The sequence below is a fragment of the Mesorhizobium sp. M0808 genome, from assembly GCF_040320025.1.
In the GTDB taxonomy this organism is placed as follows: domain Bacteria; phylum Pseudomonadota; class Alphaproteobacteria; order Rhizobiales; family Rhizobiaceae; genus Mesorhizobium.
In genome coordinates this window covers 96731-109208 of the sequence record NZ_JAMYOX010000013.1, presented here as the reverse complement: position 1 = coordinate 109208, position 12478 = coordinate 96731, and the positions used below count along the sequence as shown (strand labels likewise).

Sequence of the window (12478 nt, the reverse complement as noted above, 5' to 3'; positions counted from 1 at the left end):
AAAATGACGAACAATTCGCTTTGCCTCGACCAGCAACCCCGCCTATCGTCCCACTACAAACCGGAGCCATCTATGACATTTCAGGCTGAATGGCTGCGCGGAACGCTCTTGGGACTGGCTCTGGTGATGGCCGCGCCGGCTCTGGCGGATAACAATCCTGACGATGGCGTCGTCACCGATTTCCTGCTCGACAACGGCATGGAGGTCGTCGTCATCCCCGATCACCGCGCCCCCATCGTCACCCATATGGTCTGGTACAAGATCGGCAGCGCCGACGAGCCGCCGGGCAAGTCCGGCATTGCCCATTTCTTCGAGCATCTGATGTTCAAGGCGACCAGCAACCATGCGGCGGGCGAGCTCGACCGTGCCGTCGCCGCCATCGGCGGCTCGGACAACGCCTTCACCTCCTACGACTACACCGCCTTTCACGAGACGGTGGTGCCTCAGGCGCTCGGTGAGATGATGGGCTTCGAGGCCGACCGCATGCGCAATCTCATCCTCAACGACGACGTCATCAAAACCGAGCGCGACGTCATCCTCGAGGAGCGCCGCTCGCGCATCGATAGCAATCCGCAGGCGGTGCTCGACGAGGAGATCGACGCCACGCTGTGGCAGAACCAGCCGTACCGCATTCCGGTCATCGGCTGGATGCAGGAGATGGAGAAGCTGAACCGCACCGACGCGATGGCCTTCTACAACAAATATTATACACCCAATAACGCCGTGCTGGTGGTGGCCGGCGATGTCGAGCCGGAAACGGTCAAGGCGCTGGCCGAAAAGACCTATAGCAAGGTCGCGCGCGGCCCGGATCTGCCTCCGCGCATCCGCCCGGTCGAGCCGGAGCAGAACACCAGGCGCACGGTGACGCTGACCGACGGGCGCGTCAGCGTGCCGAGCTTTACCACGCAATGGGTGGTTCCGTCCTATCACACGGCAAAGCCCGGCGAAGCCGAAGCGCTCGACGTGCTGTCCGAAATCCTCGGCGGCGGCAACCGCAGCCGGCTCTACCAGGAGCTTGTCGTCAGGCAAGGCATCGCCGCCGAGGCCGGCGCCTTCTTCCAGGGCACCATGCTCGACGACACCAATTTCACCGTCTACGGCGCGCCGCGCGGCGATGCCAAGCTTGCCGACATCGAGGCCGCGGTCGACGCCGAGATCGCCCGCATCGCGAAAGACGGCGTCACCAGCGACGAGCTGGAAAAATCCAAGGACCGTTTCGTACGCTCGATGATCTTTGCCCGCGACAAGCAGGAGGACATGGCCAACATCTACGGCTCGACGCTCGCCACAGGCGGTAACGTCCAGAACGTCCAGCAATGGCCGGACCGCATCCGCAAGGTCACCGCCGACCAGGTCAAGGAAGTCGCTGCCCGCTATCTCAATCTCGACCACGCAACCACCGGCTATCTTCTGCCGCAAACCCAGGCTGGGAATTGATGTGATGATGAGCTTGAGAGTTGGCGCTGCCCCTCATCTGCCTGCCGGCATCCTCTCCCCGTATAGTGACGGGGAGAGGGGCGCCTTCGTCGAAGATTTCGCCAATCTCCAGCGTTTGCAGAACGAGCGCCGGGACAGCGGCCAGCCCCTTCTCCCCGTCACTATACGGGGAGAAGTGCCCGGCAGGGCGATGAGGGGCGGCGCCGACCTCGGGAGTTGGCACGCCGGCCCTGTTCTAGCAACCCTCATCCTCTCTCTCGTCTTCCTCCTCCTGCCGGCGCTTTCCGCTCGCGCCGCCATGAACATCCAGGAGGTGACCTCGTCGAAGGGCATCACCGCCTGGCTGGTGGAGGATTATTCGGTGCCGATCATCGCCATCCGCTTCGTCTTCGATGGCGGCGCGACGCAGGATCCGCCCGGCAAGGAAGGGCTTGCCAATCTGATGAGCGGCCTGTTCGACGAAGGTGCTGGCAACCTCGACAGCGAGGCCTTCCAGATCAAGCTTGATGACGTCGGCGCCGAGATGAGCTTCGATGCGCAACGCGACGGCATCTACGGCTCGATGCGCATGCTGGCCGAGCAGCGCGACGGCGCCTTCGACCTGCTGCGGGTGGCGGTCAACCAGCCGCGCTTCGACCAGGTGCCGATCGACCGCATCCGCGCGCAAATCCTGTCCGGCATCATCGCCAACGAGCGCGATCCCGATACGCTCGCCCAGCGCAAATGGCTGGACGCGATCTACGGCAGGCATCCCTACGCGCGGCCCGACCAGGGCACCAGGCAAAGCATCGCGATGATCACGCCGGCCGATCTCAGCGCCTTCCACAAGGCGAATTTCGCCCGCGACGGCCTGCATGTCGCGGTGGTCGGCGCCATCGACGCCGAGACGCTGAAGCAGAAGCTCGACCTGGTGTTCGGCAGCCTGCCGGAAAAGCAGGCGCTTACGCCCGTTCCCGACATCGACCTGAAGCTCGGCCAGCGGCTCGAGGTCGTCTACGACCAGCCGCAGGCCTCGCTGCAACTCGCCTATCCCGGCGTCAAGCGGAATGCGCCGGACTTTTTCGCCGCGGTGCTGATGAACGATATCCTCGGCGGCGGCGCCTTCACCTCGCGGCTGTTCGACGAGGTGCGTGAAAAGCGCGGCCTGGCCTACAGCGTCAGCTCCGACCTCGTCGACCACCAGCATTCGGAGGCGCTGTCCATCACCACTTCGACCCGCGCCGACAGGGCGGCCGAGACGCTGGCCGTGGTGCGCGACGTGGTCAAGCGCATGGCCGAGGAGGGGCCGACCGAAGCCGAGCTGGCGGCGACCAAGAAATACATCATCGGCGCCTATGCCATCAATAATCTGAATTCTTCCAGCGCGATCGCCTCAACGCTGCTCGAGATCCAGCTCGGCAAGCTCGGCATCGACTACATGCAGCGCCGCGCCGCGCTGATAAACGCGGTGACGCTGGAACAGGTCAAGGCGGTGGCGAAAAAGCTGCTCTCCGCCGAGCCGGCCGTCATGGTGGTCGGGCCGAAGCTCGGCGCGGCCAACAAGGGATGAGCCCTAGCTTCGGCATTGCCTTTGGCGGCGGCGGGGCGCGTGGGCTGGCGCATATCCATGTCATCGAGGCGCTGGACGAGCTGGGCATAAGGCCGGCAGCAATCGCCGGCTCGTCGATCGGCGCCATCATGGGCGCCGGCATGGCCTCGGGCATGACCGGCAAGGACATCCACGACTATACGCGCTCGATCCTCGGCCGCCGCGCCGAAGTGGCGACGCGCATGTGGCGGGCGCGGCCCGGCACTTTTGCCGAGGCGATGCAGGGCGGCCTGCGGGTCAGCCAGTTCAATGTCGAGCGCATCCTCAAGGCGTTCCTGCCCGACGCCATTCCCGAAACCTTCGCCGAATTGAAGATACCGCTGAAGGTGACGGCCACGGACTTTTATGGCCACCAGCTCGCGGTGTTCGAGGAAGGCGAGCTGCATTCGGCGCTGGCTGCCTCGGCGGCGATCCCGGCGGTGTTCCGCCCGGTGATGCGCGACGGCAGGCTGCTGATCGACGGCGGCATCTACAATCCCGTGCCGTTCGACCTGATCGAGCTCGACGCCGACATCATCATCGCCGTCGACGTGGTCGGCGCGCCGACCGAGGCCGGCCGCAAATTCCCGACCTCCGTCGACCTGATGTTCGGCGCCACGCAGCTGATGATGCAGTCGATCATCGCCAGCAAGCTGAACCAGAGCCGGCCCGACATATTGATCCGGCCGGCCGTCTCGAAATACCGGGTGCTCGATTTCATGAAAGTCGAGGCGCTGATGGCAGAGACGGTGGCGATCAAGGACGAGCTGAAGCGCGAGATCGAAAAGGCGGTCGAGGCCCGGGCCAAAGCCGAAGCCAGCAAGCGCACCAACCGTCTCGGCGGATGACCGTAATCAAGCGTCCGGCGTCAGCGCCCGCTGGACCATGAGCGTATCCTTCGTAAGTGGCGCGGATCAGCTCGCGATTGGCGGCCATCTCAGCCCCACTTCATCTCCCCGGTGGCAACCTTGGAGCCGATGTCGAGCGCGACGCCCATGCCGAGGCCGGGGAAGCGGGCTTCCATGGCGCTCTTCAGTGCGGCCGCGTCCTTGGCCTTGGCCAGTTCTTCCTCGAAGGCGATGAGATAGGTCTTGGTGTGCTCGACGCCTGAAAGGTCCGTAGCGGCCTCAGGCGTCATGTGCCCGGGCACGACAATCGCCGGCTTGCGCGCCGCGATCTTTTCGAGATTGGCGAGCCAGGCGGCGCGCAGTTCCCTGGTCGGCGTGTCGGCGGTCCAGACATGCACGCCGGCAAAGATCATCACCCCGCCGAACACCGCATTCAGCGACGGCACGAAGAGATAGCGCCGGTTGGCGAGGCCTTCCGCGGCGACGATCTCGATGGTCTCGCCATCGACGTTGAGCGTCTTGCCGTCGAATGCTTCGGGGATGACGACGTCGGCCAGCGCCTGCGGGCCATTCTCCTTGAGCTGCGGCCCCCAGACGGCGAGCTTCTTTTCGACATTGCCGTTGATGGCGGCCACCGTCTCGGCTGCGGCGATCACTCGTGCCTGCGGGAACGCCTGCTTGATCGGCTTGAGGCCGAAATAATAGTCTGGGTCGGACTGGCTGACATAGATGGTGGTGAGCGTCTTGCCGGTCGCCTTGATCGCCTCGGCCACGGCCCGGCCGTCGGGGTAAGTGAAACCGCCATCGATCAGCACGGCTTCGGCGGCGCCGGAGACCAGCACCGGGGCGCGGAAGAAGCCGTTTTGCCCGGCGGGGAAATGTTTCCAGGAAAGCCCGCCGGCCGCATGGCCAAGCCCGGCGGGAGCAAAGACCGCGGCAGCGCCGGCGGCGAGGGTGGTTTTCATGATGCTTCTCCGTGTGAACATGGATGTCTCCTAGGATCCGGAATTCGGCGGCCTCGATGCCCGCAAGATGGCAAAAGCGGAATGCGTATTGAAGGCCGACAAAATAGACGTAATGTATGCCATTGCCTGACAATGAGACTGCCTCTGCCATGAGCGAAGCATGAACCTGAACCGGCTGGCCTATTTCGCGGCGGTGGTCGATGCCGGCTCGTTCACGCGGGCCGCCGAGCGGCTGGGCGTCACCAAGGCGGTGGTCAGCCAGCAGGTGGCGCGGCTGGAGCGCGATGTCGGAACGACGCTGCTGATCCGCACGACGCGGCGCGTCCATCCGACCGAGGCCGGCCGAACGTTCCATGCCCGCTGCCTGCAGGTCCTGCAGCAGGCCGAGGATGCATTCGACGAGCTCGCGCAGGCCGCCGCCGAGCCGACCGGCACGCTGCGCATCGCCGCGTCCAACGACTACGGCACATCGGCGGTGGTGCCGGTGGTCGCCGCCTTCAGCGCGCGCTATCCCGCCTGCCGGGTGGAGCTGACGCTGGGCGACGAGACGATCGACCTGGTTTCCGGCCACATCGACGTGGCCATCCGCGTCGGCTGGCTGGCCGATTCCAGCCTGCAGGCCCGGCGCATCGGCACCTTCCAACAATTCATGGTATGCGGCGCCGGCTTTGCAGGCCGGTTCATCGCCGGCGAACCGCAAGACCTCGCCGGGCTGCCCTTCGTCGCCAACATGGCGCTGCGCGAACCGCTGCTATGGCAATTTTCGCGCGGCGATGACGAGCAGCAGGCCGTGCGCATGCAGGCAACGATGTCGATCCACGCAACGCCGGCAGTGCTGGCAGCGGTCCGCGCCGGCGCCGGCCTGTCGGTGCTGCCGGGCTTTTTGGTGCGGGACGAACTGGCCGCCGGGCGGCTGGTGCAGATCCTGCCCGAGTGGCGGCTGCCCTCCGGCGGCATCTACACAGTCTACCCCGCCGCCCGCTTCCGCCCGCCCAAGGTGACGAGGTTTGTCGAGATGCTGATCGCGGCCGAGCAGAAGCTGGAGGCAGGCGGGCGGGGGCGGGGACGATAGCTTGGGCGAGGCCGCTGTTGGTCGGACGCTTGCGAGCCTGACGCACCAAGGCCGAAGCTGCGATCTCCCCCTCAAGTGGGGAGATTGGCTGTCATCACCGCTTGCCCATCCCAGCCGCATACTCCAGCGCCACCACGCCGTTGCCGAATTGCCTGGCCGAAATCAGCTCGAGCGGCAATTGTGCGCCGGGCGGGAACAGCAGCTTGCCCTGGCCGACGGCACCGGGATAGCTGAGCAGCCGGATGCGGTCGACCAGGCCATGGCGCAGCAATTCCTGCGCGACGCTGAGGCTGCCATGCACATAGATGTTGCCGCCGCTGCCTTGCTTCAGCCCTCTGACGGCGTCCGGCAACGCGCCCTGCAGCAGCTCGGCCGGCTGCCAGTCGAGCGCCTGCAAGCTGGTCGAGGCGACATATTTCGGCAGCGCATTGAACCGGTCGGCGAAATCTCCGGTCTCCTTGGGCCACGAGCCGGCAAAGATCTCATAGGTCGTGCGCCCCAACAGCATGGCGCCGCTGTCGGCAAGCTCGTCGTCCTTGAACTTTTGCATCTCATCGTTCCAAGCCACGCTCGGCAGCTTCTCGACCTCGGCAATGCCATCGACGCTGATGAATTCGGTGATGATGAGTTTTCTCATGGCGGGTTCCTTCTGTCGGGACGGCCGTGCGGCTCTTGTGCGAACTGCACCGTCAACTAGCGCGGCGCTTTTTCAGGGGGAGGGTTTTCCCTGTTCGCTTCCAAAGACCGATACGGTGGGAAAAGCTTCTCCGACCTGCCCGTCGTTCGGTCATGCCACAAGGTCCGCATCGGGGGCCGGTCTTTTTTGCCTGTCCCAGATTGGATCTGGGTCGTAGTCACGGGCTGCCTACAGGTCGGCAATACCGGCTTTCAGCAGTCCTTCGCGGACGTGCTGCACATCAGAGTCCTGGGCAAAGTGCAGGGTGGCGATGAATGAATCGAGGTCGAATTGGGGATCGAGCGTTCTGATCTTGCCTAGATGCGCCGCGGCCGCGATTTCGTCGCCGAGCCAGCCGTAGCAGGCAGCGGCGAAAGCGTGCTGAGCCGAGTCCATGGTTGACAGATGCATGAAAGCTTCGATCGCCTCGCCATACTGGCGCGCGGCGAAATGCGCCTTTCCCAGATGGCTCCAGAACCTCTCCGGGTGGTGCGGGTTCAACTGCATTGCCTTGCGGATCCATTCAATTCCCTCTTCCGGCCTCCCCAGCCACGTCAATAACTCGCCTTGCTGCACCACCACGAGGTCGTAATTGGGATTGAGGGCCAGCGCCCGCTCTTGATGGTAGCGCGCTGTGGTCAGCTCATTGTTGTTCACGTTCACTGCCGCGAGAATGCGGTGGACATCGGCATCGTTGTTGTCCAGCGCCAGCGCCCTGTCCAGCGCCGCCATAATGTTATTCCAGACGGCATCCCTGTCTTCACACCAGTTATGGACCCAGGCCTGGCCAAGAATGCAGGCCCGCCAGGCATGGGCATGGGCATAATCGGGGTCGAGCGTGACGGCCCTTTCTATCAAGGTTTGCGCGCGTTCATTATCCGCAACCGTGCTTCGGTGATGCAGCACCTTGGCAGCAAGCACACATTCATACGCGGCCATGTTTGCAGGTTTCGCCCGCGCGAGCTGGTCCCGCTGAGCCGCCTCGACACGACCGGGCAGCGTGGCTGCGATCGCCGCGGTCACCTCATCCTGAATCGCGAATATGTCGTCCAGCTTCCGGTCATACTTGTCTGCCCAAATATGAGCGTCGTTCGCCGTGTCGATGAGCTGAACCGTCACGCGCACCCTGTCGCCGATCTTGCGGACGCTTCCTTCCACCAGGTATTGGACGGTGAGTTTCTCGGCCACCTCGCGCACATTCACGGCGCGGTTCTTGTAGACGAAGCTGGAATTGCGCGAGATGACGAACAGCTCATGGTGGCGGGACAGTTCGGTGATGATGTCCTCGGTCAGTCCGTCCGCGAAAAATTCCTGCTCGGGGTCGCCGCTCATGTTGGTGAATGGCAGCACCACAATCGAAGGTTTCGAGATGGATCGCTTTGCCTCGACTTCTGGCAGGGCAGGACTGTCAAACCCAACGCGATAAAGGCGAACCGGGCGGCTGATGTTCTTTAACGTCTTCTCGCCCAGGTCCTCCATGGCAATTTCGAGACGGTCGGCAATTTGGGTCGCCACCGCTGCGGTCACGCAGATACCGCCGACGTCGGCGAGTTGCTCGATGCGCGAGGCAATATTGACGCCGTCGCCGAAAATGTCCTCATCGTCGAAAATGATGTCGCCGAGATTTATGCCGATCCTGAATTCGATGCGCCGTTCTTGCGGCACATCCGAATTGCGCCGTTTCATGCGCTGTTGGATTTCCACGGCGCATTTCACGGCATCGGTCACGCTCTGGAACTCCACGAGCATGCCGTCTCCGGTGGTCTTGATGATCCGGCCCTTGTTCTTCGCGATGGCGGGATCGACCAGTTCTATGCGATGGGTCCGAAGGCGTGCGAGCGTGCCGGATTCGTCGGCCTCCATTAGCCGACTGTAGCCCGCCATATCGGCAGCCAGAATTGCGGCTAGTCTCTGTTCCATCGCTTGAACCAAAAACCAAGCCTATCCTTCCTGGGTTGCCAAATCCAGCAATTTGGGCTTGTGGCTGAATCAAGACGTCTTCTACCGCAGCAGCAAGAAAGGGCGGATCAGAACCTTCCGCCTTCCGCCTGGTGCTGCCAACTCGATCGCATCAGTCGCGGAAGACGCCCCGATGCGCGCGGCGTCAAGCTCGTCGAGGCGATATATTTCGGCAGCGCGTTGAAGCGGTCGGCGAAGTCTCCGGTCTCCTTGGGCCACGAGCCGGCGAAAATCTCATAGGTCGTGCGCCCCAGATGCGTGGCGCCGCTGTCGGCAAGTTCGTCCTCCTTGAATTTTTGCATCTCATCGTTCCAGGTCACGCCCGGCAGCTTCTCGACCTCGGCGATGCCATCGACGCTGATGAATTCGGTGACGATGAGTTTTCGCATGGCGGGCTCCCTTTGGCGGAGGACGGATGGCGCGGGCGTTGTGCGACACGCTGCGTGAAAAATGGCGCGGCGCTTTGCTAGGGCTTTCCCTATCGGTACAACGTGCGTTTCCAAATGACCGATACCTGGAGTGCGCCCCTCGGACCGGACAGGATGAACAAGCAGAATTGACTTGGAAGCCGGGCTTTCGAAGGATGGAAGCCCATGGTGACTTATCGCACGCACAGCATCGAGTAACTCAGTCGTTAAGGCCATCAGCCCTCTTGCCTTCCCCCTACCTTCCCCTAACCTCCCCTTGAGAAAACCTTTTCTCAATCATCCAGCCATCGCTGACCTTTCCCGTTGGCGCCCGGCAGGCCCATAAGAGAAAAGCTTTTCCCAACTCGAAGGGACCCGCCGCGCCAAATGGCTTCCGACACCCCGCCAGCCCCAGCCTTCACTAAGCCCATCACCCTGCGCGAGGTGGCCGCCGCCGCCGGCGTCAGTGTCGCCACGGCCTCGAAAGCGCTGAACGGGCAGGGGCGGATGACGGCCGAGACGCGGACCCGTATTCGCGAGACGGCGTAGCGGCTTGGCTTTCGCCCGAACAGCCTGGCGCAGAGCCTGTTGCGGCGGCTCCTTTACCGTCGGGCCCGCTGACCAACCACTTATCGCCGCGCCTTCGGCGCGCATTTGTGACGGTCACCGCCCTCATTAAGCAACTCTGATCCCAAATATCATCGTGCGATGCCAAGCCGTTGCGGGAGGGGATGCGCGTGACGTCAGCAAAGCGGAACAATCCGGCAGCCGGCGGGTTTGTAGGATGAAGGGCGATCTGTTTCGGAGGAAGATTACGATGAAACGCGTCCTTGCCCAACATGCGATGCGACTGATGCTCGGCGGTGTAACCGCCTGCCTGCTCACGGTCGTCGAGATTCCCAACCCAATTGCGCCATTGTCGCTTGTGTCCGTGGCAAGGGCTGCCACCACCGTTTCGATCAGCACGTTCTACGAAGACCTGTCTTCCTATGGTGATTGGGTCTCGTATCACGGAGCGACCGTTTTCGTGCCGGTTGATGTTCCTGACGGTTGGCGTCCGTATACCGTTGGACACTGGGCCTATACCGAGCAGTATCGCTGGCTGTGGATATCCGACGAGCCATTCGGCTGGGCGACGTACCATTACGGCCGGTGGGGCTATGCCGACGATATCGGCTGGTACTGGGTTCCGGGCACTCGTTGGGCGCCGGCATGGGTGAGTTGGCGTCGTGACAGGGAGCACATGATTTGGGCTCCGCTGCCGCCGCGCCGCGATCCGGATTTGATTTCGATCGAGGTGACCTTCGACACGACGCCGGATTATTACTGGGTTGTGGTCCCCACCCGCGAATTCCTTGCTGCGGACATTTCCACCGTCGTTATCCGTGATGAGCCGGAGTTTGTGCGCATCGTCGAGGCGGCCGAGCCGGCCGGCGACGTGACGATCCAGAACGATGTGGTGATCAACAAAGTCATTGATGTTGATGTGATCGAGAAGGAGACGAAGCAGGAGGTGACTGCCGTCAAGGTCAGCAAGACCGACGCGCCCGAGCAGTCCGGCAAATTGGAAAACGATACGGTCACGGTGTTTGAAGGTGAGGTGAAAGCCGATGCCGATGCCAAACCAGCTAAGCTCAAAGACATCGAGGAGGTGAAGCAGGTTCAGGCGGGCCGCAAATCGAAGCCGACCGAAGGCGCAGCAACGACCGAGCAGGCCAAGCCCGAAGAAACCGCCAAGCCTGAGAAGCCGAAGGTCGGCGAGCAGCCCGCCGCCGAGCCGCAGCAGGCCGAGCCCGAAAAGGCGGCCAAGCCTGAGAAGCCGAAGGCCAAGGAGCAGCCGGCCACCGAGCAGCAGCAGGCCGAGCCCGGCAAGGCGGCCAAGCCTGAGAAGCCGAAGGCCAAGGAGCAGCCCGCCGCCAAGCAGCAGCAGGCCGAGCCGGAACAGGCGGCCAAGCCTGAGAAGCCGAAGGCCAAGAAGCAGCCCGCCGCCGAGCAGCAGCAGGCCGAGCCCGAACAGACGGCCAAGCCTGAGAAGCGGAAGGCCAAGAAGCAGCCCGCTGCCGAGCAGCAGCAGGCTGAGCCGGAGCAGGCTTCCAAGCCTGAGAAGCGGAAGGCCAAGGAGCAGCCAGCGGCCGAGCAGCAGCAGGCCGAGCCCGAGCAGGCGGTCAAGCCCAAGCCACAGAAACAGAAAAACAAGGCGTGCGATCCACAGACTGAGAACTGCTAGCTCTGCGGGTAGACTGCGGCACCGCGATTATTCGATCGCGGTGCCCGTCGTGGACCTAGGGCAGACATTCGCAGTTGCCTGCCCGAACAACCAGGCCATTCCCCCTTGCCATCCCCACGTCCTTCGTCCTAATCTCCCCCTGAGAAAACCTTTTCCCAAATCGCCCCGCAGCCGCTGACCCCACCATTCAGCGCCCGCAGGGGCCATAAGAGAAAAGCTTTTCTCAATGGGAGGATCGAAATCCAAATCATGGCGTCCGATGCGCAGCCAACGCCCGTCAAGCAGCCCGTCACCCTTCGTGAGGTGGCAGCGCTTGCCGGCGTCAGCGTGGCCACGGCCTCAAAGGCGCTGAACGGGCAGGGGCGGATGACGGCTGAGACGCGGACGCGCATTCGCGAGACGGCGCAGCGGCTTGGCTTTCGCCCGAACAGCCTGGCGCAGAGCCTGTTGCGGCGGCGCTCCTTTACCGTCGGCCTTTTGACCAACGACACCTATGGCCGGTTTTCGCTGCCGCTGATGGCCGGCGTTTCCGATGCGCTGGTCGATGCCGGCGTCTCGGTGTTCCTGTGCAATGTCGAGGACGACCCGCGCCTTGCCCAGCTGCATGTCGATGCCATGCTCGACAAGCGCGTCGACGGCATCATCGCCACCGGCAAGCGCATCGACCGCCATCTGCCGGTCGACCTCGCCAATCTCGGCATTCCGGCGATCTACGCTTTTACCCAGCCCGATCCCGGCGCCATCGCTTTTGTGTCTGATGATGCCGGCGGCGCGCGGCTGGCGGTCGAGCATTTCTGCCGGCTCGGGCGGCGGCGCATCGCCCATGTCAGCGGTCCCGCGAGCTTTGCCGTGGTGCATGCCCGCGCCGAGGCCTATCGCGAGGTGCTGGCCGAGAACGGCCTGCCGGTCATGGAGCCGCTGCTCGGCCCGTGGTCGGAGGCCTGGGGCCACGAGGCGGTGAGGAAGCTGTTCGACGGCGAGGGGTTCGACGGCACGCGGGAGCGGCCCGATGCCGTCTTCTGCGGCAACGACCAGATCGCGCGCGGCGTCATCGACGCCTTGCGCGAGCGCGGTATCGGCGTGCCGGACGAGGTCGGCGTCATCGGTTTCGACAACTGGCAGATCGTCGCCGAGGCGACCCGCCCGCCGCTGACCTCCGTCGACATGAACCTGGCCGCGCTCGGGCGCGAGGCCGGCCTTGCCCTGCTTTCGCTCGTCGGCGGTAAACCCGCTTTGCCGGGCATCAGAAAACTGCCGTGCCGGCTGGTGGTGCGTCAGTCATGCGGCCGTCCGCCGGACGGCTGAACGAAACGGGCCGTG

10 protein-coding genes and 1 pseudogene are annotated in these 12478 nt (G+C 63.7%); 7 read left to right on the top strand and 4 right to left on the bottom strand.

Features of this window, described 5'->3' with window-relative positions; genetic code table 11:
• The first annotated feature begins 72 nt into the window (after positions 1-72).
• The 3 genes from NKI25_RS17190 to NKI25_RS17180 all read left to right on the top strand — a co-directional run bounded on the left by NKI25_RS17190 (position 73) and on the right by NKI25_RS17180 (position 3852).
• On the top strand, positions 73-1437 hold the full coding sequence (locus tag NKI25_RS17190) for a M16 family metallopeptidase (RefSeq protein ID WP_352998825.1): 1365 nt from the start codon (positions 73-75) through the stop codon (positions 1435-1437).
• 190 nt (positions 1438-1627) lie between these two features.
• Entirely contained in the window at positions 1628-2986 is a 1359-nt protein-coding gene (locus NKI25_RS17185) for a M16 family metallopeptidase (protein WP_352998847.1), read from the top strand.
• Positions 2983-3852 (top strand): patatin-like phospholipase family protein, encoded by an 870-nt coding sequence (locus tag NKI25_RS17180; protein WP_352998823.1) that lies wholly within the window; start codon positions 2983-2985, stop codon positions 3850-3852. The genes NKI25_RS17185 and NKI25_RS17180 overlap by 4 nt, the downstream gene beginning before the upstream one ends.
• 89 nt (positions 3853-3941) lie before the next feature.
• On the opposite strand, the gene NKI25_RS17175 is transcribed toward NKI25_RS17180, so the two are convergent.
• On the bottom strand, positions 3942-4838 hold the full coding sequence (locus NKI25_RS17175; protein ID WP_352593039.1) for an MBL fold metallo-hydrolase: 897 nt from the start codon (positions 4836-4838) through the stop codon (positions 3942-3944).
• Positions 4839-4977: 139 nt separating this feature from the next.
• Between NKI25_RS17175 and NKI25_RS17170 the strand changes: the two genes are divergently transcribed.
• Positions 4978-5889, top strand: a complete 912-nt coding sequence (locus tag NKI25_RS17170; protein ID WP_352998821.1) for a LysR family transcriptional regulator — start codon at positions 4978-4980, stop codon at positions 5887-5889.
• Between the two features lie 94 nt (positions 5890-5983).
• On the opposite strand, the gene NKI25_RS17165 is transcribed toward NKI25_RS17170, so the two are convergent.
• The 3 genes from NKI25_RS17165 to NKI25_RS17155 all read right to left on the bottom strand — a co-directional run bounded on the left by NKI25_RS17165 (position 5984) and on the right by NKI25_RS17155 (position 8913).
• The gene (locus NKI25_RS17165) at positions 5984-6526 is read right to left on the bottom strand and encodes a dihydrofolate reductase family protein (protein ID WP_352956936.1); all 543 of its coding nucleotides are present in this window, start codon (positions 6524-6526) and stop codon (positions 5984-5986) included.
• 228 nt (positions 6527-6754) lie between these two features.
• On the bottom strand, positions 6755-8485 hold the full coding sequence (locus tag NKI25_RS17160) for an adenylate/guanylate cyclase domain-containing protein (RefSeq protein ID WP_352956935.1): 1731 nt from the start codon (positions 8483-8485) through the stop codon (positions 6755-6757).
• 107 nt (positions 8486-8592) lie between these two features.
• Positions 8593-8913 carry a dihydrofolate reductase family protein gene (locus tag NKI25_RS17155; RefSeq protein ID WP_352828499.1) on the bottom strand — a complete coding sequence of 107 codons (321 nt, stop codon included), beginning with the start codon at positions 8911-8913 and terminating at the stop codon, positions 8593-8595.
• A gap of 405 nt (positions 8914-9318) precedes the next feature.
• On the opposite strand from NKI25_RS17155, the pseudogene NKI25_RS17150 reads away from it, so the two are divergent.
• The 3 genes and pseudogenes from NKI25_RS17150 to NKI25_RS17140 form a co-directional block, all read left to right on the top strand.
• Positions 9319-9544: pseudogene (locus tag NKI25_RS17150) on the top strand (LacI family DNA-binding transcriptional regulator); the annotation flags it as partial.
• A gap of 171 nt (positions 9545-9715) precedes the next feature.
• Entirely contained in the window at positions 9716-11158 is a 1443-nt protein-coding gene (locus NKI25_RS17145; protein WP_352998818.1) for a DUF6600 domain-containing protein, read from the top strand.
• Between the two features lie 249 nt (positions 11159-11407).
• On the top strand, positions 11408-12463 hold the full coding sequence (locus NKI25_RS17140) for a LacI family DNA-binding transcriptional regulator (protein ID WP_352828494.1): 1056 nt from the start codon (positions 11408-11410) through the stop codon (positions 12461-12463).
• Positions 12464-12478 lie beyond the last annotated feature (15 nt).